This window comes from Salmonella sp. SAL03688, from assembly GCF_046551895.1.
Taxonomy (GTDB): Bacteria; Pseudomonadota; Gammaproteobacteria; order Enterobacterales; family Enterobacteriaceae; genus Salmonella; species Salmonella enterica.
In genome coordinates, this window is the sequence record NZ_JBGDVI010000002.1 from 1 (window position 1) to 24,418 (window position 24,418).

Consider the following 24,418-nt stretch of genomic DNA (forward strand, 5'->3'; position numbering starts at 1 on the left):
GAGTGCCTTAAGCGCTTTATCGAAATCGAAGGGCTGGGACATGTGTCATTCCTTTTTGATTGTATATTACTGGAATGACACAGAATTTCTAACACTCCCGAATATAGCGGTACAGAAACTTCAGATGCAACAGAGTGATATCCGTGTGAAAATTATGGATATTAATGACGGTTACGAGCGCTGGAAAAAAGATACGGACGATTTGCGTCGTAAAGAGGTTATTAAATAATGCGCTTGCCGGCGGCGCATTAACCGCCACAGGTCGGTAAGCGTCGCGCTATCAGGTATTTTACCCGCTGGCGCGACAGGCTTATTCCTTGTTATTCCGCGAGAAACAACTCAAGAAGAGAGTTTAAAAACAGTTTACCGTGCCGGGTAATCTGCCAGTATTGCTCGCATTCGGTCAGGTAGCCCTGGGCAATAGCCTCGTCGATTGGCTGACGAATAACCGCTTCCGTAAGCCCGGTGTAGTCGACAAATTCGGCGCGAGGCGCGCGCTCCAGCAACCGAAAACGATTCATAAAGAACTCAAAGGGTTTATCGTCATCACTCACGTCACGCTGGCTTTCCAGGTAACGTCCCTGCATATAACCGCGTGGGTGACGGGTTTTGGTGGTGCGCAGGATCCTGCCGCCCGGGAAGGTGACTTTACCGTGGGCGCCGCAGCCAATCCCCAGATAGTCGCCAAAGCGCCAGTAGTTCAGATTATGCTGGCACTGATAACCGGGTTTGGCATAGGCCGACGTTTCGTATTGCTGATAGCCAGCAGCGGTTAATAACTGGTGGCCCTGCTCAAAGATATCCCACAGTGCGTCATCGTCCGGTAAAACCGGCGGACGCGAACCGAACAGAGTGTTGGGTTCAATCGTCAATTGATACCATGAGAGATGCGGCGGATTAAGCGCAATTGCCTGTCGCAAATCGTTCAGCGCCTCTTCCAGCGTTTGGTCCGGCAATCCATGCATCAAGTCGAGGTTAAAGCTGCGTAGCCCAAGCCCATTTGCCAGTCTTGCTGCCCGCATCGCCTCTTGTGGACCGTGAATACGGCCAAGACGTTTCAGCTTAGGCTCACTAAAGCTCTGTACGCCAATGGAGATCCGGTTTACGCCGGCGCGCTGATAGTCGATGAAGCGGTCGGCTTCGACCGTGCCGGGGTTCGCTTCCATGGTAATTTCCGCATCCGCCGCCAGATTCAGGCGCGCACGCACGCCGTCCAGCAGCGTTTGCATCGCCGGCCCGGAAAGCAGGCTTGGCGTACCGCCGCCAATAAAAATGGTCTTTACTTCACGCCCTTGCGCCCAGGCGACGTCGGCATCCAGATCGCTTAACAGATGCTGGACGTAGTCGTCATGCGGCACCTCGCCCTTCAACGCATGGGAATTGAAGTCGCAATATGGACATTTTTGTACACACCAGGGAATATGAATATAAAGACTGAGCGGCGGTAGTTTAGCCATTGCGTAACGCATCCAGCAGCAGCTTGAGCGCTTGTCCACGGTGGGAAATCGCGCTTTTTTCTTCACGGGTCAGTTCTGCGGCGGTTTTGCCTTCAGACGGTACGAAGAAAATGGGATCATAGCCAAATCCGCCATTTCCGGCCGCCTGGCGAGTAATGACGCCAGGCCAGCTACCGTGACAGACTATCGGTGTGGGATCTTCGGCATGACGCAAATAAACCAGTACACAATGGAATCGCGCCTGGCGTTTGTCGTCCGGAACATCTCGTAGAGTATGCAGCAGTTTTTCCAGATTTTGCTGATCTGTCGCGTTTTCGCCAGAATAGCGCGCGGAATAGATACCCGGCGCGCCGCCTAAAACGTCAACGGCCAGACCGGAGTCATCGGCAATGGCGGGCAGACCGGTCATTTTAGCGGCATGGCGCGCTTTGAGAATCGCGTTTTCAATAAACGTCAGGCCGGTTTCTTCCGCGGAGTCAACGCCCAGTTCCGTTTGCGCTACCACATCAAGCCCAAAATCGCTTAACAGCGACGCGAGCTCGCGCACTTTACCGGCGTTGCCGGTTGCGAGAACAACTTTTTGCATGGAATACCTACTCAGTTAACGCCGCAATTTCCGGCGGGATCTGTTGCGGGTGAATAATTTTTACCTGTTTGTGACGGCCCAGCTCGCCTTTTTCGATGACGATCTGACTTTTCGCCACGCGAAACTGTTTACCGAGAAACTTGATCAGATGGCTGTTTGCCTGACCGTCAACCGGCGGGGCGGTAATGGCGACTTTCACCTCGTCGCCATGTAAGCCCACAATACTGTCGCGGCTGGCTTTCGGCTGAATATAAAGCCGTAACACCAGACCGTCTTCGCAGCGAGTCACAGCACTCATAACGCCATCCACAGCCCCGGCAGCAACATGTTGCCTGTCGCTTGTAAGACTTCAGCGATCCCCATATTAACGACATACAGTAGCAGCACCAGAATCATCGGCGAGAAGTCGATGCCGCCCATCGCAGGCAGTATACGGCGAATCGGGCTGAGCAGCGGCTCGGCAAGCTGAATCAATACATATTCAATTGGGCTACGACCCTGGCTCACCCAGCTCATGATAGCCATGACCAGCAGCACCCAGAAGATCAGCAGGCCGATTGTTTTAAGCAAGATAAGCACCGCGGCAATCCAGATAATCGCCTGAAACGTAATTACCTTAAACAGCACTATCGCCTTAATAACGCTAAGAATAAACGCCACCAGCAGGGAAGCGCTGTCAATCGGCCCCATTGGCGGGATAATACGACGCAGCGGTCCGATGATGGGCTGCGTAATTTTCACCACGAACTGGGAGAAAGGGTTGTAAAAGTCACAGCGGGCCCACTGCATCCACACGCGCAATAATAGCACCATGGTATACAGCTCAATTACCGTTGAGAGCAGGAAGGTCAACGTATTCATGGCGTTCCTCAGTTTTCCTTAATTTTTTGTGTAATCACGAGCACCAAAGATAGCGGTGCCGATGCGCACCATTGTGCTACCTGCCGCAATCGCGGCTTCCATATCGTCGCTCATACCCAGAGATAGGGTATCAACGTCAGGGTAGCGCGCTTTCAGCCCGGCAAATGCTACAGCCATTTGACGTGCGACTTCAAACTGCCTTACATAATCTGACTCTGGCGCCGGGATCGCCATCAGTCCGCGAAGCCGCAGACGCGGCAGTGTTGCCACCGCCGCGGCCAGCTCATCCAGTTCCGCCAGCGGAATGCCTGATTTGCTGTTTTCATCGCTGATATTAATTTGGATCAGAACATTTAGCGCCGGCAGATTATCCGGACGCTGTTCGCTCAGCCGCGAGGCGATACGCAGGCGATCGATGGTATGACACCAGTCAAAATGCTCGGCCACCAGCCGACTTTTGTTGGACTGTAAAGGGCCAATAAAGTGCCAGTGCAGGCCTTCCACTTTCGCTTCCTGAAAGTGGCGGATTTTTTCCACCCCCTCTTGTACATAATTTTCACCAAATGCCCGTTGTCCGGCGGCAATGGCTTCTGCGATGTCGCTCGCAGGTTTGGTTTTACTCACTGCAAGCAACGTAACTTCTTCTGAAGAGCGGCCGCAACGCGTCGCCGCGGCGGAGATTTTGTCCCGGATGTATGCCAGGTTATGCGCGATATCGTTCATTTTCCGAGGATGTTTATATGAATATGGAAGAAATTGTGACGCTTAGTGTAAAGCATAACGTCTCGGATCTACACCTGTGTAACGCCTGGCCTGCGCGATGGCGCAAACAAGGACGCATGGAGAACGCGCCTTTTACCGCGCCTGATGTCGACAGGCTTCTGCTTGATTGGCTTAATGATGCGCAACAATATCAGTGGCGAACGCACGGCCAGCTTGATTTCGCCGTCTCGCTGTCTGGCACGCGGCGCCTGCGCGCCAGTGCGTTCACACATCAACAGGGAACGTCGCTGGCGCTACGGCTATTGCCCGAGCGTTGTCCTGATCTGGCGGAAATCCAGACGCCGCCGATAGTACCCGCACTGCTTGCCAGCGAGAACGGACTGATTCTGGTCACTGGCGCTACTGGCTGCGGGAAATCCACCACGCTGGCGGCGATGGTGGGACATCTTAATCAACATGCCGATAAACACATCCTGACGCTGGAAGATCCTATTGAGTACCGTTACACCAGCAAGCGTTGCCTGATACAGCAGCGGGAAATCGGCCAGCATTGCGCCACTTTTGCCGCCGGGCTGCGCGCGGCGTTACGTGAAGATCCCGATGTCATTTTGCTGGGAGAGCTGCGTGACAGCGAGACCATTCGCCTGGCGCTGACGGCGGCGGAAACGGGGCATCTGGTACTGGCAACCCTGCATACTCGCGGTGCGGCGCAGGCGGTGGAAAGATTAGTGGATAGTTTTCCGGCGCAGGAAAAAGAACCGGTACGCAGTCAACTGGCGGGTAGTCTGCGCGCTGTACTATCGCAAAAACTGGAGGTCGACAGGCAGGAGGGGCGCGTGGCGTTGTTTGAATTACTGATTAATACGCCAGCCACAGGGAATTTGATCCGTGAAGGCAAACTCCATCAGTTGGCCCACGTGATACAAACCGGGCAGCAGCAGGGGATGATGACATTCGCCCAGAGCGCGCAATGGCGTCAGGCGCAGGGACGACTGTAGCGAAGATGGCGGCGTAGGGGCGTTGTAAAGTGTTGGCTGGCGCGGTGGATTGAACGGCATGCAGGCTTGTATCCTGGCGAACCGGCGTTAAAATCGCAGCTTTGTTAAAACCACAGCGAAGCCATTTAACGATGTCATCACAACCGAATCAAAGCCTGATAGATGGCATTCGCTGTCTGCAATATCTGGTCTCCAGCGACCGTGCTATCGGATGTCGCGAGCTTGCCCGGCTGATGGATATTAATACCACGCGCGTTAATCGCCTGTTAATGACGATGGCCTCTATTGGACTCACGATGCAGGATGAGCACCGACGCTATTTACCCGGGCCAGGCATTCATGCTTTGGCGGCGCAGGCGATTCGCGGTTCAGCGCTGTTCTCCCATGCGTTGCCTATCCTTGAGCGCCATGCGCCCAGAGACATCGTGGTGGCATTAGGCGTGCTATGGGAGGATCAGATTATCTATATTTATCACTCTACGCCGGGTTCGCAGGGAAGTCAGGCGCTGGCGGGGTTTCGCATGTGCCCGGCCTGGCAGTCGGTAACAGGAGTGGCGTTACTGGCGGCAGAAAGCGACGAGGCGCTAATGCAGCGTTTTACTCCGGAGCAGTGGCGTAATCTGGCGCCGCATGTGGCGCAGCAGCGCCAGCGGGGATACGTGCTGTGGCATCACGCTGATGGTGAAGTTTCTATGGCGCAACCGCTAGGCAAGCACGCCGCAGCGCTGGCCTTTGCGGGAATGTGGCGGATTGATGAGGCGGAGGCGGCTGCGCGTTTACAGGCGTTGAAGACATTAAACCAGCTTATTGTCCAGTAAGCCTGGCAACCGTGACCGCGTTATCCGCCTGCTGACAAAAACGGCTTTAATACCCCTGTTCAAAATAGCTTTCGAGGATAATCACGGCGGAGGCCGAGTCCACTTTGCCTTTGTTCAGCGCGCGATACCCACCTCGTTCAAACAGACCAGAGCGTGCTTCAACGGTGCTGAGTCGTTCATCGTGCAGCGTGACAGTTACCCCGAAACGCCCATGAATACGGTTGGCGAATTTACGTGCGCGCGCCGTCAGCGGTTGTTCAGTGCCATCCATATTGAGCGGTAGCCCGACAATAATTTCGTCCGGCTGCCACTCTTTCAGCAAACGTTCAATGAGCGTCCAGTCGGGCGTGCCGTCCTGTGCTTTGATTGCCGGAAGCGGACGGGCGGTGCCGGTAATGCGTTGTCCTATTGCAACGCCGATGCTTTTTGTGCCGAAGTCAAAGGCCAGTAAGGTGTCGCTCATCAGGCGTGCCCCGCAACGCCAGGCATGGTCAGAATATCAATGCCAATAAGTTTTGCCGCTTCGCGCCAGCGCTCGGCAATGGGCGTTTTGAACAAAATATTGAGATCGGCGGGCGCGGTAAGCCAGGCGTTATCAAGCAACTCTTGTTCAAGCTGGCCTTTATCCCAGGAGGCGTAGCCCAGCGCGACCAGTACATCGGAAGGCTGTTGTTGGGTACCTAACGTTTCCAGCACATCGCGGGAGGTGGTAATCACGGTATTGTCTGAGATACGAATGCTGGAGGCGAAACGTGACGGCGGAGTATGGAGAATAAATCCGCGATCTTCCGCCAGCGGGCCGCCGAGCATCACGGCTTTATCAAGACGAATTGCCGAATCGCGCGGTTCCGGCGTAATTTTTAATTTTTCCAGAATCCCTTCAATTTGCAGATTTTCCAAAGGCTTATTAACAATAATCCCCATAGCGCCGTCCTGGTTGTGTTCGCAAATATACACCACGGAACGGCGGAAAATCGGGTCCTGGAGCGCAGGCATGGCAATAAGAAAGTGATGCTGTAAATTCATTGTCAGAGGTTCTGTTTCCTGGTTCAAAAAAACGACAGTGTTCAGTATGTGGGGAAAGCGGACGGTTGTCACTCATATAAGCCGTCTTTTGCCAAAGGACGGCGGCCTTATCGGGCAATAGATTGCCGGATGGCGATGCTGATGCGCCGCCTTATCCGACCGGGGCGGCGTGATTGCTCAGGCCCGGTAAGCGCACGCCACCGGGCAATAAACCTTTACTTCGCCAGACGCGCTTCGATGGCGTCCATCAACATCCCGGTGATAGAGATCGGGTATTCCGCTTCAATTTCACGCACGCAGGTTGGGCTGGTCACGTTAATTTCCGTTAAGCGGTCGCCGATAATATCCAGACCGACGAAAATAAGCCCTTTGGCTTTAAGCGTCGGCCCAACGCGGCGGGCGATTTCCCAGTCGCTTTCGCTCAACGGACGGGGTTCGCCGCGACCACCTGCCGCCAGGTTGCCGCGGGTTTCGCCGCCCTGCGGAATACGCGCCAGGCAGTAAGGCACCGGCTCGCCGTCGACGACCAGGACGCGCTTATCGCCATCTTTGATAGCGGGCAGATAGTTCTGCGCCATGCAGTAGCGGTTGCCCAGCTCGGTCAGCGTTTCGGCAATAACGCCTATGTTAGGATCGCCTTCCTTAACGCGGAAAATGGACGCGCCGCCCATACCGTCCAGCGGTTTCATAATGATATCGCCGTGCTTTTCCCAAAACGCTTTGAGCTGCGCTTTATTGCGCGTTACCAGCGTTTCCGGCGTCAGATCGGCAAACCAGGCGGTATACAGTTTTTCATTACAGTCGCGCAGGCTTTGCGGTTTGTTGACGATCAGCGTCCCTTCCTCTTCAGCGCGTTCCAGAATATAGGTCGCATAAATAAACTCGGTATCAAACGGCGGATCTTTACGCATCAGGATAACGTCGAGGTCGGCGAGTTTAATCTCCTGCTCGCTGCCGAACTCGTACCATTTATCGTAATTTTGCTCCACGCTCAACGTTCGCGTGCGGGCGCGGGCTTCGCCGTTAATCAGATAAAGGTCGGCCATCTCCATATAATGAAGTTCATAACCACGACGTTGGGCTTCCAGCAGCATAGCGAAACTGGTGTCTTTCTTGATGTTGATGTGTGCGATGGGGTCCATCACGATGCCGAGCTTGATCATTATTTTCTCCGTTAACGCTTCATCCTAAGTCGCCAAAACGCACCTGTAGCGCGGTAATGGCGGTGAGCGCGGTTGTCTCAGTACGCAGAACGCGAGGTCCTAACAGAATATCAGTAAACTGATAGCGCGCGGTCATCGCGATTTCGTCCGCCGACAGCCCGCCTTCCGGGCCGATCAGCAGTCGGACGCGTTCAACCGGCAGCGGCAGAGTGTTGATGCTGGCATGGGCGCGCGGATGAAGATTGAGCTTCAGCCCGGAATCTTGCTCGGCGCACCAGGCTTCCAGCGCCATCGGCGGGCGAATTTCCGGCACCCGGTTACGCCCGCATTGTTCGCAGGCGGCGATGGCGATCTTCTGCCACTGCTGGCGCTTTTTGTTCAGACGTTCATTATCCAGTTTAACGCCACAGCGCTCAGAGAACAGTGGCGTAATGAGGCTTACACCTAGTTCGATCGATTTCTGGATAGTAAATTCCATTTTTTCACCGCGCGACATCACCTGGCCCAGATGGATATGTAGCGGCGATTCACGATCGTCGATTTCGCCTTTCATCACTTGCACTTCAACGCTTTTCTTACTGGCGCTAATGATTTCAGCATCGAATACCTGATTACTGCCGTCAAACAGCTGTAACGCTTGTCCCGCTCCCATGCGCAGTACACGACCAATATGGTTGGCCGCATCTTCGCATAACGAAATCTGCGTACCGGACGTCAACAATTCAGGGTGATAAATGCGGGGAATACGCATAATAAAAAAATCCGCGTCATGGCCCCGGCGTTTGGCTATCCAGGGCATGGGTTAACAAGAATCCCGCTAGTGTAGGTTAGCTCTTTCGCGCCTGGCAAGCGCGTTGCACATAGGGATTATGATTACCCTGGACCTTCGCGATACGCGCATCGCGCTCGCACTCCCAGGCGGTAACGGGGTACTGCTTATCCCAGACGTTAAAAAGCTGCGTTTGTTGGCGGGAAAGTTTCAGTTGGTATTGGTCGCGCATATAAAAATAAGTGCGGGCGATTGCGCCACGGGCGCGGGCGGGCGGCTCGGCGAGCTTCGCTTTAAAATCCACTTTCATGGCGCATTGCCCATACTGACCTTCGCCGCCGTTCCACTGGCTATACATAAAGTTGCCGCGATCGCCATTCACTTCGCCAATCGCGGGTTGCAGGTTATGCATATCGCTTTCCATTTTGCGGTAGACAGGGTCTTTAGCGCAGTTTTTTCGCCCGCCGTCCTGCCAGCACTGGCGCTGATGACCGAATTGCCAGGCGGGGACAACGTGCTCCCACTCAATGCGTCTGGCGCGATTCTCGTTTTTACGCACCTTATAGCCGCAGGACTCCAGGTCTACGACGCCTTTTTTACCCTGCCAGCGGATTTGGCACCCGCAGTAAAAGCTGCCGGGCGCGTCAGCATTGACTTTGACGCTCGCCGCTTTGGCCTGAGAAAAATTGTTAATGCCATCGGCCAGGGCCTGGTCTGAAAACGCTGCGGCCAGCAACGCAGCGGCAAAAGAAAAATTACGGTACATTGCACACTCCATAGCAAAACGAGCCCGCAACGTAACGAAAGTTGTGTCTGTATGCAATCAGTCCGCTCAGGAAAGTTCCCGGACGTTTCGGGAAACTACCCGGCGACCAGTGGTTCGCCGCAGTGAACGCAACGATAAACCGCTTCGCCGCGTACTACCCGATTATGACGGCGGACGGTGAGTTGATGTTGCTGGCATTGGCAATGGTAGGGAAAGGTGTTGCGCCGTACGGATTGCAGCGCAAATTGATGAGTACGTCTGGCCGGAACGCCCAGCACGCTTTCCATCATCCACTTCCATTCCTTGCCATGCGGAGCCTTGCGTCCGAAGTGCTTCCACACCAACAGATGCGCCAGTTCATGCGGCACGACCTCTGCTATAAAGGTGTCGATGTTTTCCAGCAGTAACACCGGGTTGAGGCGGATTTCGTAGCTCTCCAGCCAGGCGGTGCCCGCCGAGGTGCCGCGTTGCGTATACACCAGTTTCGGCTCCGGATAATGTCTATCGAGCTTGAGGTTCGCCTGGGCGAGATTTTCCCGCAGACGGCGCATCACGGCCTGCTGGATAGCGATAGGGAGACGAGGGGTTTTCATAGCGGCAGAGAATAGTGCGACGGAAGAGGGACTGCAAGAAAAACGCTTCCTCCTGTGGCAGGAGGAAGCGTGGAGGGATTAGTCGTGGGCGCCGATTTCGCGCAGTTTACGACCTTTCATCAGGTTACGTTCAATGTGTTCCAGCGAAACGTGTTTGGTTTCCGGCACCAGCCACAGGGTCAGCAGGATAAACAGCACGTTCAGGCCAGCGTAGACCCAGAAGGTGTTGGCGTTACCCAGATTGTTCAGCATGGTCAGGAACGTTGCGCCGACGATCATATTGGCGATCCAGTTGGTCGCGGTGGAGCAGGTGATGCCGAAATCGCGGCCTTTCAGCGGCTGGATTTCGGAGCACAGTACCCAAATCAGCGGACCAGCGCTCATCGCAAATCCAATGATGAACATCAGCAGCATAGCGATAGCGAAGTATTGTGCAGACGGCGAATGGATGCCGATGTGCATCATCGTACCCAGAATCCCCATACCAATCGCCATGACCAGGAAGCCCAGCGTCAGGGTCGGCTTGCGGCCCCAGCGGTCAACCAGGCCGATAGCGATGAAGGTTGCCAGGACGTTAGTCAGACCAACAATAACGGTGCCCCACATCTGCTCCGTGGTATTCGTGTACCCCGCCAGTTCGAAGATTTTCGGTGCGTAATACATGATGACGTTCATCCCGGTAAATTGCTGCATGACCTGCAACAAAATGCCAAGAAACACGGCGCGGCGGAAGTTGCTGTTCTCTTTGAACAGCGCCCAACCGCTCTGTTTAACCTGCAAACTTTCGCGAATTTCATCGAGCTCACGTTTTGCTTCCGCACTGGTGTCACGCAGGCGCAACAGGACGCGTTCAGCATCATGGAAACGGCGTTTCGCCGCAAACCAGCGCGGGCTGTCCGGCAGGAAGAAGACGCCGATCAGCAGCAGAATGGCCGGGATGATGATCACGCCGAGCATCCAGCGCCATGCGCCGCTGTAGCTGAACGCGGTATCGGACAGATAAGCGCCCAGAATCCCGATGGTGATCATGAGTTGGTACATTGAGATCATACTGCCGCGAATTTTTTCCGGCGCGATCTCGGACAGGTACAACGGTGCAGTGTAGGAAGCGACGCCGACGGCCAGACCCAGCAGCACGCGAGAAATAATCAGGACTTCAACGTTAGGCGCCGCAGCGGAGAACAGCGAACCGGCGACGAACAGGATAGCGCCGATCATCAGGCTTTTTTTACGGCCCAGCTTAAAGGAGAGCCAGCCGCTGCCGACAGCGCCGACGGCCGCGCCAAACATCATGGAGCTGACCACCCATTCCTGAGTGTGTGCGGTAATCTGAAACTCGTCGGTAATGAAGGGTAAAGCACCGGCGATAACGCCGATATCCAGGCCAAAAAGTAATCCTGCCAGGGCTGCAAGAAAGCAGACAAAAAATGTCATGGCCTTGTTGGAACGCCCTTGTTTTTTATTGTCAGGCATTATGCCCTCCGGTTGGGTTAGCAATTTTATCGATGTTAAGAGTAGGTGAGTACGCCGTAAAAAGATGTGAGGCTAATCACAATGGTGTAATCGTTTACACTACTATTTATCTCGGTGATTATTTAATTATCTGAAAAATAATAGTTTTAATAATCTTATAACCATATCAATCGCCTGGTATTCAGACAAAGTTGAAAAATTATGTAATATTTTCATCGCAGAATTAGCATACCGATAGTGAGGCGGTCAGTTCTTAATGAAAATGAATGTAACCGCTTTCATGATGACTGAAACTGAATGATAAAAAGTGTAGTCGAAGAAACGAAAGGGGAGAGTGGATTGTGCTGCGCATCACAAAAAGGTCAGTATAAATTCACGCTGGAATATCTGATAACGTTGCGTGTATCAGCAATGATAAAGGCCAGCAGGGCGCTGGCCTTGATAAGTACGGTATGGTTTACCTGACTGAAAAACAGCGTCAGGCGCGGGCGATTATTTCAGACCGGCAGCATCGCGCAGCAGTTGCGCTTTGTCGGTTTTTTCCCATGGGAAGTTTTCGCGACCGAAGTGGCCATAAGCCGCAGTTTCTTTGTAGATCGGGTGCAGCAGATCCAGCATCTGAATCAAGCCGTACGGGCGCAGGTCGAAGAATTCGCGTACCAGCAGAATCAACTGTTCAGCAGGCACTTTTTCAGTACCGAACGTTTCCACCATGATGGACGTCGGCTCCGCTACGCCGATAGCGTAGGAGACCTGGATTTCACAGCGATCCGCCAGACCTGCCGCCACGATGTTTTTCGCGACATAACGCGCAGCGTAAGCTGCAGAACGGTCAACTTTAGACGGATCTTTACCGGAGAAGGCGCCGCCGCCGTGACGCGCCATACCGCCGTAGGTATCAACGATGATCTTACGACCGGTCAGACCACAATCGCCCATCGGGCCGCCGATAACAAAACGCCCGGTTGGGTTGATAAAAAATTTAGTGGACGTATTTAACCATTCAGACGGCAGAATGGGTTTGATGATCTCTTCCATCACCGCTTCTTGCAGCGATTTTTGGTCGATATCTTCTGCGTGCTGCGTAGAGAGAACCACGGCGTCGATACCGACGATTTTGCCGTCGTCATACTGGAAAGTGACCTGGCTTTTTGCATCCGGGCGCAACCATGGCAGGGTGCCATTTTTACGCACTTCAGCCTGACGCTGTACCAGACGGTGCGCGTAGGTGATTGGCGCAGGCATCAGTACGTCGGTTTCATTTGTCGCGTAGCCAAACATCAGGCCCTGGTCGCCCGCGCCTTGTTCCAGCGGGTCTGCGCGGTCAACGCCCTGGTTGATATCCGGAGACTGTTTGCCAATTGCGCTCAGTACCGCGCAAGAGTTGGCGTCAAAGCCCATGTCGGAATGCACATAGCCAATTTCGCGCACCGTATTACGGGTAATCTCTTCGATATCGACCCAGGCGCTGGTGGTGATCTCACCGCCAACTAAAACCATGCCGGTTTTAACGTAGGTTTCACAGGCGACGCGTGCTTTCGGATCCTGTTGCAGGATAGCGTCCAACACGGCATCAGAGATTTGGTCTGCGATTTTGTCAGGATGCCCTTCTGATACGGACTCAGACGTAAAAAGGTGTTTTGCCATATTTAATTTCACCTAAGGAGAATTTAGTTAGCTCAAACTGTTGTGCGGAATAGTCATGACAGAAGATTCTACCATGAGTCTGAAGGTCGCTGACACTGGCAGTTTGAGTGTTAATCAGTATGGATGGATTAACATCTGGACGGCTATTTTAGGTCACTTCTTCGCCCAATTTCCAGCTTTTTTTGAAGGCCGTCGCAATGTCGGTCAAAATCAGGCGGTAAACGTTTCTGATAATGCTGACATTATGCGCATTTATGCTTTGCTTTTTTTCTGCGTTCTGGGTATAAAACGCGACGCGCGGCTCATACAAAAGCACACGACGTTTTCTTCGTGTCGCCACTTCCAGCCGGGTTAAAACGTTGCTTTGGCTTGTGGGTTCGTCTTACGAGGCGGCCGTGGAGGTGATACGAGATAATGAACCGTTGTATTCTGCTGAATCTGTCGCATCGTTCTGGTGCGCGCATGTCCCCCGCAATCTGCATCTCTGCTTTGCATACCTGCCGATGTTATACCCATCTCGGCGCTTCTCAGGATTCCAGAGCCGGCAATGGCGCTGAAGACTGAACAAGGGCGCTCTTGTTAACGCAAGAGTTTTCTCGTGGTTTCGCCGAACCGTTATCTGTGAGTTCGGTTACGTGTTTACAATGATATGAAAAAGAAACCGGTCGCGCAGGCGGAGCATCAGCGCTATCTGCTGGAAAATCCGCTTGTCTATGGGTTGTTATCGCGTCTTCGGATTGCGATAGTAGTCAACTGTTTTACACTTGCTAATAAAAATTGAGGTTCGCTATGTCTGACGACATGTCTATGGGTTCGCCTTCGTCAGCAGGCGAACAGGGTGTACTACGCTCCATGCAGGAGGTTGCAATGAGCTCCCAGGAAGCCAGCAAGATGCTGCGCACTTACAATATTGCCTGGTGGGGCAATAACTACTACGACGTCAACGAGCTGGGCCATATTAGCGTATGCCCCGATCCCGACGTACCGGAAGCGCGTGTCGATCTTGCCAAACTGGTGAAAGCGCGCGAAGCGCAAGGTCAGCGTCTGCCGGCGCTGTTCTGCTTCCCACAGATCCTGCAACACCGTTTGCGTTCAATTAACGCGGCGTTTAAGCGTGCGCGTGAATCTTACGGTTATAACGGCGACTACTTCCTCGTTTACCCGATTAAGGTCAATCAGCATCGCCGCGTGATCGAGTCCCTTATCCATTCCGGTGAACCGTTGGGGCTGGAAGCGGGGTCGAAAGCGGAATTGATGGCGGTGCTGGCGCATGCCGGCATGACCCGTAGCGTGATCGTCTGTAATGGTTATAAAGACCGTGAATACATTCGGCTGGCGCTGATTGGCGAGAAGATGGGCCATAAGGTTTATCTGGTCATCGAAAAGATGTCTGAAATCGCGATTGTGCTGGAAGAGGCCGAGCGCCTGAACGTGGTTCCTCGCCTGGGCGTGCGTGCGCGTCTGGCCTCTCAGGGGTCCGGTAAGTGGCAATCCTCCGGCGGCGAAAAATCAAAATTCGGCCTGGCGGCGACGCAGGTGCTGCAACTGGTGGAGACCCTGCGTGACGCCGGGCGTCTGGACAGTCTGCAATTGTTGCACTTCCACCTGGGATCGCAGATGGCGAACATTCGCGATATCGCGACCGGCGTGCGCGAGTCCGCGCGTTTCTATGTTGAGCTGCATAAGCTGGGCGTTAATATCCAGTGCTTCGACGTGGGCGGCGGTCTGGGCGTGGATTATGAAGGTACTCGTTCGCAGTCCGACTGTTCGGTGAACTATGGCCTGAACGAATATGCCAATAACATCATCTGGGCGATTGGCGATGCCTGCGAAGAGCATGGTTTACCGCATCCGACGGTGATTACCGAGTCTGGCCGCGCCGTCACTGCGCACCATACGGTACTGGTCTCTAACATTATCGGCGTGGAGCGTAACGAATACACGGATCCGACTGCCCCTGCTGAAGATGCGCCGCGCGCGCTGCAAAATCTGTGGGAAACCTGGCAGGAGATGCATAAGCCTGGCACCCGCCGCTCGCTGCGTGAATGGCTGCATGATAGCCAAATGGATCTGCACGATATTCATATCGGCTACTCTTCCGGCGCGTTTAGTTTGCAGGAGCGCGCCTGGGCGGAACAACTTTATCTCAGCATGTGCCATGAAGTGCAGAAGCAACTGGACCCGCAAAACCGTGCGCATCGTCCGATTATCGACGAACTGCAAGAGCGGATGGCGGACAAAATGTACGTCAACTTCTCGCTGTTCCAGTCAATGCCGGACGCGTGGGGAATCGATCAGCTTTTCCCGGTACTGCCGCTGGAAGGGTTAGATCAGGTACCGGAACGTCGTGCCGTGCTGCTGGATATAACCTGTGATTCCGATGGCGCTATCGACCACTATATCGATGGCGACGGTATCGCCACGACGATGCCGATGCCGGAATACGATCCAGAGAATCCGCCGATGCTCGGCTTCTTTATGGTCGGCGCCTATCAGGAGATCCTCGGTAACATGCACAACCTGTTTGGCGATACTGAAGCGGTTGACGTGTTTGTCTTCCCGGATGGTAGCGTCGAGGTTGAACTGTCGGACGAAGGCGATACCGTTGCGGATATGCTGCAATATGTGCAACTGGATCCAAAAACGCTGTTAACGCATTTCCGCGACCAGGTAAAACAGACGGATCTGGACGATGCGTTGCAGCAGCAGTTCCTTGAGGAATTTGAAGCGGGACTGTACGGTTATACTTATCTTGAAGATGAGTAGCCGTTGATGCCCGGTGGCGCTGTGCTTACCGGGCCTACGAATGCAGGCTGGATAAGGTAAAGCCGCCACCCGGCAGAATGCTATACTCACTTGAACCCGTATGAATTAACGGCGATAATTCGCCGCAATAGCGATTTACAAATCAATCCCTTCCTCGTCGGGTTTAACGACGCGGAGGGGATTTTTTTTCATCTGTTTTAATGCAACGACTCTAAAAGAGGTCAGGACATGAGCACCTTAGGTCATCAGTACGATAACTCACTGGTTTCTAATGCGTTTGGTTTTTTACGTCTGCCAATGAACTTCCAGCCGTATGACAGCGATGCCGACTGGGTGATCACTGGCGTACCGTTTGATATGGCAACGTCCGGTCGCGCTGGCGGCCGTCATGGCCCGGCGGCGATCCGTCAGGTGTCGACCAACCTCGCCTGGGAACATCACCGTTTCCCGTGGAATTTTGACATGCGCGAGCGCCTGAACGTCGTGGACTGCGGCGATTTGGTGTATGCGTTTGGCGATGCCCGTGAAATGAGCGAAAAATTACAGGCGCACGCTGAAAAACTGCTGTCTGCAGGCAAGCGTATGCTCTCTTTCGGCGGCGACCACTTCGTCACGCTGCCGCTGCTGCGCGCCCACGCGAAACATTTTGGCAAAATGGCGCTGGTACATTTTGACGCGCATACCGATACCTACGCTAACGGCTGCGAATTCGATCACGGCACGATGTTCTACACCGCGCCGAAAGAAGGCCTGATCGATCCGCATCATTCGGTACAGATCGGTATTCGCACGGAGTTTGACAAAGACAATGGCTTTACCGTGCTGGATGCCTGCCAGGTCAACGATCGCGGCGTGGATGATATTCTCGCTCAGGTGAAACAGATCGTCGGCGATATGCCGGTCTATCTGACCTTTGATATCGACTGTCTGGACCCGGCGTTTGCGCCTGGTACCGGTACGCCGGTGATCGGCGGCCTGACCTCCGATCGCGCCATTAAACTGGTACGCGGTCTGAAAGATCTGAACATTGTCGGTATGGATGTAGTGGAAGTCGCGCCGGCTTACGATCAGTCGGAGATCACCGCTCTGGCGGCCGCGACGCTGGCATTAGAAATGCTCTATATCCAGGCGGCGAAGAAAGGCGAGTAAGTTGTTTTGCCGGATGGCGCTGCGCTTATCCGGCCTACAGCTGATTGATGCTTGTAGGCCGGATAAGGCGTTCACGCCGCCATCCGGCACTGTTCGGGGATTATTTGATCCCGTCCGCGCTCATACGATCGCGCACATGCTGTGCGCGTGCGGCGGACGCCGGGTGATCGTCGAACATCGAGCTTTGACGACCCGCTTCCAGTTTTGCCAGTTTCTCAAAGCTGGTGGCGAGTCCTGCCGGACTGATACCGCGTTTGCGCAACAGATCGTAAGAATAATCATCCGCTTCGGACTCCTGACGCTGGGAGAACTGCGAGTTCACCAGTTTTTCGCCAAGATCGCCAAGCTGTGATTGCGACAGGCTGCCGACAACGCCTCCTGCCGATGCCGCCGCAACACGAACGGCGTTAGTGCCCAGCGCGACCTGCATCCCTTTCTTTACATGACCCAGCGCGACATGGCCCATTTCATGGCCGATCACGGCTTCAACTTCGTTGTCGGTCATCATATCCATCAGTCCGCTGTAGACGCGGATACAACCGTTCGCCATGGCAAACGCGTTGACGTCTTTCGTCTCGTAAACCTTATAGTTCACCGGCTGGCCGTTAATGTTATCCCCCAGCGCGGCGGCAATTTTTGCCAGTCGTTTAGTGTATTCGCTGCTCGCCGGCGCGATTTTCGCTTTGCTGTCGAGCTCTTGACAGGATTGATCGCTCAGCGCTTTTACCTGCGCATCGCTTAACGTATAGGCCTGAAAAGCTTCAGCACCCGAAGAAAGCAGTCCATTAGAGTCCATATTCTGGCAACCGGTCAGCACCGTCGCCATGCCCAAAGCAAGCAGTAAAGCGCGAATTTTCATTTTTCTCTTCCATACGAATTAATATTATTTTGAAATGCGCCCGTTGCAGATGAATTAGCGCCTGGGTTAAGTATAAAGAAAAGCGTGGCAGGCAAGTTAGCTAATTGCGCAACATGCGAGCACGATCCGGAGATTTCTGAAGCGGTAAAAGGATGTTCCATGTACATGACGCGCGGCTTGGGGTAAATTGTTGGCAAATTTTCCGGCGTAGCCCAAAACGCGCTGTCGTCAAGTCGTTACGGGCATGGCCTTTCAACATCCGATCTGGAGTCAAAATGTCCTCACGTAAAGAGCTTGCCAATGCTATTCGTGCGCTGAGCATGGACGCAGTACAGAAAGCCAAATCCGGTCACCCGGGTGCCCCGATGGGTATGGCTGACATTGCCGAAGTCCTGTGGCGTGATTTCCTGAACCACAACCCGACCAACCCGTCCTGGGCCGACCGCGACCGCTTCGTGCTGTCCAATGGCCACGGCTCAATGCTGATTTACAGCCTGCTGCACCTCACCGGTTATGACCTGCCGATGTCCGAACTGCAGAATTTCCGTCAGCTACATTCAAAAACCCCTGGTCACCCGGAAGTGGGCTACACCGCTGGTGTTGAAACCACTACTGGCCCGCTGGGTCAGGGTATTGCCAACGCCGTCGGGATGGCGATTGCCGAGAAAACTCTGGCGGCGCAGTTTAACCGTCCTGGCCACGACATCGTTGACCACTTCACCTACGTCTTTATGGGCGACGGCTGCATGATGGAAGGCATTTCTCACGAAGTGTGCTCTCTGGCTGGTACTCTGAAACTGGGCAAACTGATCGCGTTCTATGATGACAACGGTATCTCTATCGATGGTCACGTTGAAGGCTGGTTCACCGATGACACCGCGAAACGTTTTGAAGCCTACGGCTGGCACGTTATCCGTGGCATTGACGGTCACGATGCCGACGCCATTAAACGCGCCACGGAAGAAGCTCGCGCCGTGACTGACAAACCGTCCCTGCTGATGTGCAAAACCATCATCGGCTTCGGTTCGCCGAACAAACAGGGTACCCACGATTCCCACGGCGCGCCGCTGGGCGACGCGGAAATCGCGCTGACCCGCGAACAGTTGGGCTGGAAATACGCGCCGTTCGAAATCCCGTCTGAAATCTACGCCCAGTGGGATGCGAAAGAAGCCGGCCAGGCGAAAGAGTCTGCATGGAATGAGAAATTCGCGGCTTATGAGAAAGCCTTCCCGCAGGAAGCTGCTGAATTCACCCGTCGTATGAAAGGCGACATGCCGGCTGACTTCGATGCGAAAGCGAGTGAGTTCATCGCTAAACTGCAGGCTAACCCGTCCAAAATCGCCAGCCGTAAAGCGTCCCAGAATGCCATCGAAGCCTTCGGTCCGCTGTTGCCGGAATTCCTTGGCGGCTCTGCAGACCTGGCACCGTCTAACCTGACCCTGTGGTCCGGTTCTAAGGCTATCAACGAAGACGCAGCGGGGAACTACATTCACTACGGCGTGCGCGAATTCGGTATGACCGCTATCGCCAACGGTATCGCCCTGCACGGCGGTTTCCTGCCGTACACCTCCACCTTCCTGATGTTCGTCGAATATGCCCGTAACGCAGTGCGTATGGCAGCGTTGATGAAACAACGTCAGGTGATGGTGTACACCCACGACTCCATCGGTCTGGGCGAAGATGGCCCGACGCACCAGCCGGTCGAGCAGGTGGCAAGCCTGCGCGTAACGCCGAACATGTCCACATGGCGTCCGTGCGACCAGGTGGAATCCGCGGTGGCGTGGAAATATGGCGTAGAGCGTCAGGATGGCCCAACCGCGCTGATCCTCTCCCGTCAGAACCTGGCGCAGCAGGAACGTACTGAAGAGCAACTGGCGAATATCGCCCGCGGTGGTTACGTACTGAAAGATTGTGTGGGCCAGCCGCAGATTATCTTCATTGCGACCGGTTCAGAGGTTGAGCTGGCGGTTGCCGCTTACGAAAAACTGACTGCCGAAGGCGTGAAGGCGCGCGTGGTTTCCATGCCGTCCACCGACGCATTCGACAAGCAGGATGCGGCCTACCGTGAATCCGTGCTGCCGAAAGCGGTCTCTGCGCGTGTGGCGATTGAAGCGGGTATCGCTGACTACTGGTTCAAATACGTCGGCCTGAACGGCGCTATTGTCGGGATGACCACCTTCGGTGAATCCGCCCCGGCAGAGCTGCTGTTTGAAGAGTTTGGCTTCACGGTGGACAACGTGATCGCCAAAGCGAAAGCGCTGCTGTAATCCTTAATACGGCATAAAACGGGTCGCTTCGGCGACCCGTTTTTTATTTTTAGATACATTTATTTTGCCGCTAACAAGGTTTTATTTGTGATTTTCATTACAATTTTGATATTATGTTATTTATTGTATTTGTAATGCATATCACAAAATAAAGATTGCTTTTTATTTTTATGGCTATAACTAATTGTTTTGCAGATGAATTATAATTATGTCATTTTAAGCGCTCGCTTTTTCGCCTGGATTGATTTCATTTTGCCGCCCGCGTATTTTATTTTTAACGACAAGTTGTACCCTAAAAATAAAATAAGGATAGTTTATGCGGTTAATAGATTATTTTCCTGAAGCATCTATTACAATAAGGCCATTGGCACAAAATTGGCAGAAAGCTGTTGATTTTTCCATGTCATCTCTTTTGGCTAATCGTTATATAAATGAAAATTATATTCAGGCTATCAAAGATTCAACAATCAGTAATGGTCCTTACTATATTCTGGCACCTGGTGTCGCGATGCCTCATGCTCGCCCCGAATGCGGCGCGTTAAAAACCGGGATGTCATTAACATTGCTCAGGCAGAATGTGCAGTTTACCGACGAGGATGACGGCATAAAATTATTAATCGGCCTGTCAGCAGCAGATTCAGATTCACATATTGGCGCTATCCAGGCGTTAAGCGAACTATTATGTGAAGAGGATGTTTTAGCGGCGTTATTAGCTGCGAAATCAGAAAAAGAGCTGGCGGATATTATAGCTCGCGCATAATTATTCTCTCCTTTACAGGATATTAATATGGAACACAAGTCTGCTCGTGCAAAGGTCCAGGCTTTTGGGGGCTTTTTGACCGCGATGGTCATTCCCAATATCGGCGCTTTTATTGCCTGGGGTTTTATCACTGCATTATTTATTCCAACCGGGTGGATGCCAAATGAGCATTTCGCCAAAATTGTCGGCCCAATGATTACTTATTTACTGCCGGTAATGATTGGTTCTACCGGTGGACATCTGGTCGGTGGAAAGCGTGGCGCCGTGATGGGGGGAATTGGCACCATTGGCGTTATCATCGGCGCTGATATCCCCATGTTTCTTGGCTCAATGATTATGGGGCCTCTCGGCGGTCTGGTCATTAAATATATTGATCGATTGCTGGAAAAGCGGATTCCCGCCGGTTTTGAGATGGTGATTAATAACTTCTCGCTGGGTATCGCCGGGATGATTTTGTGCCTGCTGGGTTTTGAAGTGATTGGTCCGGCGGTACTTATTGCCAATAACTTTGTGAAGGAGTGTATTGAATCATTGGTACATGCGGGCTATCTGCCGCTGCTGTCTTTAATCAATGAACCGGCAAAAATCCTCTTTTTGAACAATGCCATCGATCAGGGCGTTTATTATCCGTTGGGAATGCAACAGGCGTCGGAAACCGGAAAGTCCATTTTCTTTATGGTGGCCTCTAACCCGGGGCCTGGCTTAGGTTTGCTGCTTGCCTTTACGCTATTCGGCAAAGGAATGGCAAAGAAATCTGCGCCTGGCGCCATGATTATCCATTTCCTCGGTGGGATTCATGAGCTCTATTTCCCCTATGTGTTGATGAAGCCATTAACACTCATCGCCATGATCGCCGGCGGGATGAGCGGAACATGGGTGTTTAACCTGCTGGATGGCGGCCTGGTTGCAGGGCCAAGTCCGGGTTCAATTTTCGCTTACCTGGCGCTGACGCCGAAAGGTTCTTTCCTTGCTACGATTGCTGGCGTAACGGCGGGAACGGCAGTGACCTTTATTATCACCGCTTTCATTTTGAAAATGGAAAAAAGTAGCGAAGCCGACAGCGAAGATACTTTTAGTGATTCCGCTAAAGCGGTGAAAGCCATGAAGCAAGAAGGCAATTTTTCATATCGCGACGTGAAACGTATCGCCTTTGTCTGCGATGCGGGGATGGGCTCCAGCGCAATGGGCGCCACAACGTTCCGCCGACGTCTGGAAAAGGCGGGCCTGACTATCGACGTTAAACATTACGCTATCGAAAATGTACCGGATGATGCCGATATTATCGTTACCCACGCCAGCCTTGAAGGACGGGTTAAGCGAGTCAGCGATAAGCCCTTAATACTTATTAAAAACTATATTGGCGATCCGTGTCTTGATGATTTATTTAACCATTTGACATCGAATTAATATTTCAGGTTTCTGGAGTAAATATGAAAACGAAAGTAGCTGCTATATATGGCAAGCGGGATGTCCGTATCCGTGAGTTTGAATTACCTGACATTACGGAGAATGAACTGCTCGTAAGCGTAATTTCCGACAGCGTATGTCTCTCTACCTGGAAAGCCGCTTTATTAGGTAGTGAACATAAACGAGTGCCAGATGACCTGGAAAATCATCCAGTCATTACGGGTCATGAATGTGCCGGAATTATTGTCGAAGTAGGAAAAAATCTGACTGATAAATATAAAAAAGGACAGCGTTTTGTTTTACAACCGGCGATGGGCCTGCCGAGCGGTTATTCTGCTGGCTACAGTTACGAATATTTTGGAGGTAACGCCACGTACATGATAATCCCGGAAGTAGCGATTAATCTGGGCTGTGTTTTACCGTATCACGGCTCATATTTTGCCGCGGCATCGCTGGCGGAACCGATGTGCTGCATTATTGGCGCTTATAACGCCAATTACCATACAACACCTTATGTTTATGAACATCGGATGGGAGTCAAACCCGGCGGTAATATCGCGCTCCTGGCCTGTGCCGGACCGATGGGCATTGGCGCGATTGATTATGCCATTAACGGCGGGATCCAGCCGGCGCGAGTTGTGGTGGTAGATATCGATGAAGCCCGCCTGGCGCAGGCGAAAAAACTGCTGCCGGTCAAACAGGCCGCCGAGAAAGGCATTGAGCTTATCTATGTGAATACCGCGGGCATGGTTGATCCTGCTGCGCAACTTCGGACATTAACCGATGGCGCAGGATTTGATGATGTCTTTGTTTATGCCGCCGTTCCGTCCGTCGTTGAAATGGCTGACGATCTTCTCGCCGAAGACGGTTGCCTGAATTTCTTTGCCGGGCCGACAGATAGCCAGTTCAAGGTGCCGTTTAATTTTTACAATGTGCATTACAACAGTACCCATGTCGTAGGGACATCCGGCGGCTCCACGGATGATATGAAAGAGGCTATTACGTTAAGCGCAACAGGACAGCTCCAACCTTCATTCATGGTGACGCATATTGGTGGGCTGGATGCAGTACCGGACACCGTACTCAACCTGCCGGATATTCCCGGCGGTAAGAAGCTTATCTATAACGGCGTCACCATGCCGCTGACGGCGATTACTGATTTCGCCGAAAAAGGAAAAACGGATCCGTTGTTCAGGGAGCTGGCGCGTCTGGTTGAAGAGACGCACGGCATCTGGAACGAAAAAGCGGAAAGATACCTGCTGGCGCAATTTGGCGTGGATATCGGGGAGGCGGCATGATGTCTCTGGCATGGCCGCTATTTCGCATTACGGAGCAGGCAGCACTGGCTGCCTGGCCGCAAACCGGATGCGGCGATAAGAACAGAATTGATGGGCTGGCTGTTACCGCGATGCGACAGGCATTGAATGATATCGCCATCCGTGGGCGGATCGTCATCGGCGAGGGGGAAATCGATCATGCGCCCATGCTGTGGATTGGCGAGGAGGTGGGTAACGGCGAGGGGCCGGAGGTGGATATCGCCGTCGATCCTATAGAAGGCACCCGAATGGTCGCCATGGGACAAAGTAATGCGCTGGCCGTCATGGCGTTTGCGTCCCGGGGCAGCTTGTTACATGCGCCCGATATGTATATGAAAAAGCTGGTTGTAAATCGGCAGGCGAAAGGCGTGATCAATCTGGCGTTATCGTTAACCGATAACCTGCGAAATGTCGCCAGGGCGCTAAATAAACCGCTGGAGGATCTGCGTATGGTCACGTTAGATAAACCGCGGCTGAAACCGGCCATTACACAGGCGACGCAACTTGGGGTTAAGGTATTCGCTCTCCCCGATGGTGATGTGGCGGCCAGTGTCCTGACCTGTTTGCAGGATAACCCTTATGATCTGATGTATACCATTGGCGGCGCGCCTGAAGGCGTAATTTCCGCCTGTGCGGTAAAAGCGCTGGGCGGTGATATGCAGGCGGAGCTGCTCGACTTTTGTGAAGCGAAAGGGGACAACGCTGACAACCGCCTGGTGGCGCAACAGGAGCGTCAACGCTGCGAAGAAATGGGCGTTGCGGTTAACCGCGTCTACTCCCTTGACGAGCTGGCTGCCGGTAATGACATTCTCTTTAGCGCGACGGGCGTTACGGGCGGCGATCTGGTTAACGGGATCCAACGGGTTGCGAACGGTGTGCGCACGCAAACTTTACTGATCGGTAGCGCAGATCGAACGTGTAATATTATAGACTCTCTGCATTCATGGTGACTTATCCCCGTCATTCTTCACGTTGCAAGTACGTTGGCGACGCGCGTTCACACCAGTCACTTAC

Annotated in this window: 27 protein-coding genes and 1 pseudogene; 14 read left to right on the forward strand and 14 right to left on the reverse strand. The window is 53.3% G+C overall.

From position 1 onward, the window contains the following. Positions 1 to 229, forward strand: a 229-nt coding sequence (locus ACLJR2_RS01795) for a DUF1202 family protein (protein WP_254044445.1), incomplete at its 5' end; no start/stop codon positions are given. Positions 230 to 320: 91 nt separating this feature from the next. On the opposite strand, the gene hemW is transcribed toward ACLJR2_RS01795, so the two are convergent. The 5 genes from hemW to ACLJR2_RS01820 are packed head-to-tail and all read right to left on the reverse strand — an operon-like array spanning position 321 to position 3,627. Next, entirely contained in the window at positions 321 to 1,457 is a 1,137-nt protein-coding gene (hemW, locus tag ACLJR2_RS01800) for a radical SAM family heme chaperone HemW (RefSeq protein WP_001096532.1), read from the reverse strand. Then, on the reverse strand, positions 1,450 to 2,043 hold the full coding sequence (locus tag ACLJR2_RS01805; RefSeq protein ID WP_001174769.1) for an XTP/dITP diphosphatase: 594 nt from the start codon (positions 2,041 to 2,043) through the stop codon (positions 1,450 to 1,452). Before ACLJR2_RS01805 ends, hemW begins: the two co-directional genes overlap by 8 nt. A gap of 7 nt (positions 2,044 to 2,050) precedes the next feature. After that, positions 2,051 to 2,341 carry a DUF167 family protein YggU gene (gene yggU / locus ACLJR2_RS01810; RefSeq protein WP_001277203.1) on the reverse strand — a complete coding sequence of 97 codons (291 nt, stop codon included), beginning with the start codon at positions 2,339 to 2,341 and terminating at the stop codon, positions 2,051 to 2,053. After that, on the reverse strand, positions 2,338 to 2,904 hold the full coding sequence (locus tag ACLJR2_RS01815) for a YggT family protein (protein ID WP_001094845.1): 567 nt from the start codon (positions 2,902 to 2,904) through the stop codon (positions 2,338 to 2,340). The genes yggU and ACLJR2_RS01815 overlap by 4 nt, the downstream gene beginning before the upstream one ends. Before the next feature lie 18 nt (positions 2,905 to 2,922). Beyond that, positions 2,923 to 3,627, reverse strand: a complete 705-nt coding sequence (locus tag ACLJR2_RS01820) for a YggS family pyridoxal phosphate-dependent enzyme (RefSeq protein ID WP_000997812.1) — start codon at positions 3,625 to 3,627, stop codon at positions 2,923 to 2,925. Between the two features lie 17 nt (positions 3,628 to 3,644). Here ACLJR2_RS01820 and ACLJR2_RS01825 point away from each other — a divergent pair, with 17 nt between their 5' ends. Both ACLJR2_RS01825 and ACLJR2_RS01830 read left to right on the forward strand, forming a co-directional pair. Beyond that, complete coding sequence (locus ACLJR2_RS01825; protein WP_001055644.1) at positions 3,645 to 4,625, forward strand: type IV pilus twitching motility protein PilT; 981 nt, start codon at positions 3,645 to 3,647, stop codon at positions 4,623 to 4,625. A gap of 131 nt (positions 4,626 to 4,756) precedes the next feature. Further along, positions 4,757 to 5,443, forward strand: a complete 687-nt coding sequence (locus ACLJR2_RS01830) for an IclR family transcriptional regulator (protein ID WP_000098337.1) — start codon at positions 4,757 to 4,759, stop codon at positions 5,441 to 5,443. Between the two features lie 46 nt (positions 5,444 to 5,489). On the opposite strand, the gene ruvX is transcribed toward ACLJR2_RS01830, so the two are convergent. The 8 genes from ruvX to metK all read right to left on the reverse strand — a co-directional run bounded on the left by ruvX (position 5,490) and on the right by metK (position 12,880). Next, entirely contained in the window at positions 5,490 to 5,906 is a 417-nt protein-coding gene (gene ruvX / locus ACLJR2_RS01835) for a Holliday junction resolvase RuvX (protein ID WP_001285491.1), read from the reverse strand. Beyond that, the gene (locus ACLJR2_RS01840) at positions 5,906 to 6,469 is read right to left on the reverse strand and encodes a YqgE/AlgH family protein (RefSeq protein WP_001053171.1); all 564 of its coding nucleotides are present in this window, start codon (positions 6,467 to 6,469) and stop codon (positions 5,906 to 5,908) included. The genes ruvX and ACLJR2_RS01840 overlap by 1 nt, the downstream gene beginning before the upstream one ends. A 215-nt stretch (positions 6,470 to 6,684) precedes the next feature. Continuing rightward, the gene (gene gshB / locus ACLJR2_RS01845) at positions 6,685 to 7,632 is read right to left on the reverse strand and encodes a glutathione synthase (RefSeq protein ID WP_000593248.1); all 948 of its coding nucleotides are present in this window, start codon (positions 7,630 to 7,632) and stop codon (positions 6,685 to 6,687) included. Positions 7,633 to 7,651: 19 nt separating this feature from the next. Next, positions 7,652 to 8,383, reverse strand: coding sequence for a 16S rRNA (uracil(1498)-N(3))-methyltransferase (gene rsmE / locus ACLJR2_RS01850; protein ID WP_001675718.1), 732 nt, complete (start codon positions 8,381 to 8,383; stop codon positions 7,652 to 7,654). Positions 8,384 to 8,459: 76 nt separating this feature from the next. Beyond that, positions 8,460 to 9,167 carry a deoxyribonuclease I gene (gene endA / locus ACLJR2_RS01855; RefSeq protein ID WP_000286115.1) on the reverse strand — a complete coding sequence of 236 codons (708 nt, stop codon included), beginning with the start codon at positions 9,165 to 9,167 and terminating at the stop codon, positions 8,460 to 8,462. A 95-nt stretch (positions 9,168 to 9,262) separates the two neighbouring features. Beyond that, positions 9,263 to 9,760: a SprT family zinc-dependent metalloprotease gene (locus ACLJR2_RS01860; protein WP_000856775.1), complete on the reverse strand. Its 498-nt coding sequence runs from the start codon at positions 9,758 to 9,760 to the stop codon at positions 9,263 to 9,265. Between the two features lie 78 nt (positions 9,761 to 9,838). Further along, the gene (gene galP, locus ACLJR2_RS01865; protein ID WP_001113171.1) at positions 9,839 to 11,233 is read right to left on the reverse strand and encodes a galactose/proton symporter; all 1,395 of its coding nucleotides are present in this window, start codon (positions 11,231 to 11,233) and stop codon (positions 9,839 to 9,841) included. A gap of 492 nt (positions 11,234 to 11,725) precedes the next feature. After that, positions 11,726 to 12,880 carry a methionine adenosyltransferase gene (metK, locus tag ACLJR2_RS01870; protein WP_001062140.1) on the reverse strand — a complete coding sequence of 385 codons (1,155 nt, stop codon included), beginning with the start codon at positions 12,878 to 12,880 and terminating at the stop codon, positions 11,726 to 11,728. 55 nt (positions 12,881 to 12,935) lie between these two features. On the opposite strand from metK, the gene ACLJR2_RS01875 reads away from it, so the two are divergent. From ACLJR2_RS01875 to ACLJR2_RS01900, 6 genes and pseudogenes are all read left to right on the forward strand, one after another. Next, entirely contained in the window at positions 12,936 to 13,235 is a 300-nt protein-coding gene (locus ACLJR2_RS01875) for a hypothetical protein (protein ID WP_001540882.1), read from the forward strand. A gap of 59 nt (positions 13,236 to 13,294) precedes the next feature. Next, positions 13,295 to 13,444, forward strand: coding sequence for a hypothetical protein (locus ACLJR2_RS01880; RefSeq protein ID WP_001751809.1), 150 nt, complete (start codon positions 13,295 to 13,297; stop codon positions 13,442 to 13,444). Between the two features lie 85 nt (positions 13,445 to 13,529). Next, positions 13,530 to 13,661, forward strand: a complete 132-nt coding sequence (gene yqgB, locus ACLJR2_RS01885; protein ID WP_000729109.1) for an acid stress response protein YqgB — start codon at positions 13,530 to 13,532, stop codon at positions 13,659 to 13,661. Between the two features lie 8 nt (positions 13,662 to 13,669). Then, a complete protein-coding gene (gene speA / locus ACLJR2_RS01890; RefSeq protein ID WP_001278580.1) occupies positions 13,670 to 15,646 on the forward strand; it encodes a biosynthetic arginine decarboxylase in 1,977 nt (658 codons plus the stop codon). 228 nt (positions 15,647 to 15,874) lie between these two features. Next, positions 15,875 to 16,795, forward strand: a complete 921-nt coding sequence (gene speB / locus ACLJR2_RS01895) for an agmatinase (RefSeq protein ID WP_000105550.1) — start codon at positions 15,875 to 15,877, stop codon at positions 16,793 to 16,795. 3 nt (positions 16,796 to 16,798) lie between these two features. Continuing rightward, a pseudogene (locus tag ACLJR2_RS01900) lies at positions 16,799 to 16,883 on the forward strand (hypothetical protein); the annotation flags it as partial. Positions 16,884 to 16,895: 12 nt separating this feature from the next. On the opposite strand, the gene ACLJR2_RS01905 reads toward ACLJR2_RS01900, so the two are convergent. Further along, entirely contained in the window at positions 16,896 to 17,654 is a 759-nt protein-coding gene (locus ACLJR2_RS01905) for a M48 family metallopeptidase (RefSeq protein WP_000701830.1), read from the reverse strand. Positions 17,655 to 17,929: 275 nt separating this feature from the next. Here ACLJR2_RS01905 and tkt point away from each other — a divergent pair, with 275 nt between their 5' ends. From tkt to glpX, 5 genes are all read left to right on the forward strand, one after another. After that, a complete protein-coding gene (gene tkt, locus ACLJR2_RS01910) occupies positions 17,930 to 19,921 on the forward strand; it encodes a transketolase (RefSeq protein ID WP_000098656.1) in 1,992 nt (663 codons plus the stop codon). A 316-nt stretch (positions 19,922 to 20,237) separates the two neighbouring features. Next, a complete protein-coding gene (gene cmtB, locus ACLJR2_RS01915; RefSeq protein ID WP_001534154.1) occupies positions 20,238 to 20,681 on the forward strand; it encodes a PTS mannitol transporter subunit IIA in 444 nt (147 codons plus the stop codon). A 27-nt stretch (positions 20,682 to 20,708) separates the two neighbouring features. Continuing rightward, positions 20,709 to 22,088 (forward strand): PTS mannitol transporter subunit IICB, encoded by a 1,380-nt coding sequence (locus tag ACLJR2_RS01920; protein WP_000400413.1) that lies wholly within the window; start codon positions 20,709 to 20,711, stop codon positions 22,086 to 22,088. Positions 22,089 to 22,111: 23 nt separating this feature from the next. Then, positions 22,112 to 23,386 carry a zinc-binding dehydrogenase gene (locus ACLJR2_RS01925; RefSeq protein ID WP_000853174.1) on the forward strand — a complete coding sequence of 425 codons (1,275 nt, stop codon included), beginning with the start codon at positions 22,112 to 22,114 and terminating at the stop codon, positions 23,384 to 23,386. Then, on the forward strand, positions 23,383 to 24,354 hold the full coding sequence (gene glpX, locus ACLJR2_RS01930) for a class II fructose-bisphosphatase (protein WP_001534136.1): 972 nt from the start codon (positions 23,383 to 23,385) through the stop codon (positions 24,352 to 24,354). The genes ACLJR2_RS01925 and glpX overlap by 4 nt, the downstream gene beginning before the upstream one ends. The last annotated feature ends 64 nt before the right edge of the window (positions 24,355 to 24,418 follow it).

What these genes read in the sequence shown, in the direction of transcription:
- hemW (WP_001096532.1), bottom strand. Translation starts at nt 1,457, where the DNA reads ATGGCTAAACTACCGCCGCTCAGTCTTTATATTCATATTCCCTGGTGT.
- ACLJR2_RS01805 (WP_001174769.1), bottom strand. Translation starts at nt 2,043, where the DNA reads ATGCAAAAAGTTGTTCTCGCAACCGGCAACGCCGGTAAAGTGCGCGAG.
- yggU (WP_001277203.1), bottom strand. Translation starts at nt 2,341, where the DNA reads ATGAGTGCTGTGACTCGCTGCGAAGACGGTCTGGTGTTACGGCTTTAT.
- ACLJR2_RS01815 (WP_001094845.1), bottom strand. Translation starts at nt 2,904, where the DNA reads ATGAATACGTTGACCTTCCTGCTCTCAACGGTAATTGAGCTGTATACC.
- ACLJR2_RS01820 (WP_000997812.1), bottom strand. Translation starts at nt 3,627, where the DNA reads ATGAACGATATCGCGCATAACCTGGCATACATCCGGGACAAAATCTCC.
- ACLJR2_RS01825 (WP_001055644.1), top strand. Translation starts at nt 3,645, where the DNA reads ATGAATATGGAAGAAATTGTGACGCTTAGTGTAAAGCATAACGTCTCG.
- ACLJR2_RS01830 (WP_000098337.1), top strand. Translation starts at nt 4,757, where the DNA reads ATGTCATCACAACCGAATCAAAGCCTGATAGATGGCATTCGCTGTCTG.
- ruvX (WP_001285491.1), bottom strand. Translation starts at nt 5,906, where the DNA reads ATGAGCGACACCTTACTGGCCTTTGACTTCGGCACAAAAAGCATCGGC.
- ACLJR2_RS01840 (WP_001053171.1), bottom strand. Translation starts at nt 6,469, where the DNA reads ATGAATTTACAGCATCACTTTCTTATTGCCATGCCTGCGCTCCAGGAC.
- gshB (WP_000593248.1), bottom strand. Translation starts at nt 7,632, where the DNA reads ATGATCAAGCTCGGCATCGTGATGGACCCCATCGCACACATCAACATC.
- rsmE (WP_001675718.1), bottom strand. Translation starts at nt 8,383, where the DNA reads ATGCGTATTCCCCGCATTTATCACCCTGAATTGTTGACGTCCGGTACG.
- endA (WP_000286115.1), bottom strand. Translation starts at nt 9,167, where the DNA reads ATGTACCGTAATTTTTCTTTTGCCGCTGCGTTGCTGGCCGCAGCGTTT.
- ACLJR2_RS01860 (WP_000856775.1), bottom strand. Translation starts at nt 9,760, where the DNA reads ATGAAAACCCCTCGTCTCCCTATCGCTATCCAGCAGGCCGTGATGCGC.
- galP (WP_001113171.1), bottom strand. Translation starts at nt 11,233, where the DNA reads ATGCCTGACAATAAAAAACAAGGGCGTTCCAACAAGGCCATGACATTT.
- metK (WP_001062140.1), bottom strand. Translation starts at nt 12,880, where the DNA reads ATGGCAAAACACCTTTTTACGTCTGAGTCCGTATCAGAAGGGCATCCT.
- ACLJR2_RS01875 (WP_001540882.1), top strand. Translation starts at nt 12,936, where the DNA reads ATGACAGAAGATTCTACCATGAGTCTGAAGGTCGCTGACACTGGCAGT.
- ACLJR2_RS01880 (WP_001751809.1), top strand. Translation starts at nt 13,295, where the DNA reads ATGAACCGTTGTATTCTGCTGAATCTGTCGCATCGTTCTGGTGCGCGC.
- yqgB (WP_000729109.1), top strand. Translation starts at nt 13,530, where the DNA reads ATGAAAAAGAAACCGGTCGCGCAGGCGGAGCATCAGCGCTATCTGCTG.
- speA (WP_001278580.1), top strand. Translation starts at nt 13,670, where the DNA reads ATGTCTGACGACATGTCTATGGGTTCGCCTTCGTCAGCAGGCGAACAG.
- speB (WP_000105550.1), top strand. Translation starts at nt 15,875, where the DNA reads ATGAGCACCTTAGGTCATCAGTACGATAACTCACTGGTTTCTAATGCG.
- ACLJR2_RS01905 (WP_000701830.1), bottom strand. Translation starts at nt 17,654, where the DNA reads ATGAAAATTCGCGCTTTACTGCTTGCTTTGGGCATGGCGACGGTGCTG.
- tkt (WP_000098656.1), top strand. Translation starts at nt 17,930, where the DNA reads ATGTCCTCACGTAAAGAGCTTGCCAATGCTATTCGTGCGCTGAGCATG.
- cmtB (WP_001534154.1), top strand. Translation starts at nt 20,238, where the DNA reads ATGCGGTTAATAGATTATTTTCCTGAAGCATCTATTACAATAAGGCCA.
- ACLJR2_RS01920 (WP_000400413.1), top strand. Translation starts at nt 20,709, where the DNA reads ATGGAACACAAGTCTGCTCGTGCAAAGGTCCAGGCTTTTGGGGGCTTT.
- ACLJR2_RS01925 (WP_000853174.1), top strand. Translation starts at nt 22,112, where the DNA reads ATGAAAACGAAAGTAGCTGCTATATATGGCAAGCGGGATGTCCGTATC.
- glpX (WP_001534136.1), top strand. Translation starts at nt 23,383, where the DNA reads ATGATGTCTCTGGCATGGCCGCTATTTCGCATTACGGAGCAGGCAGCA.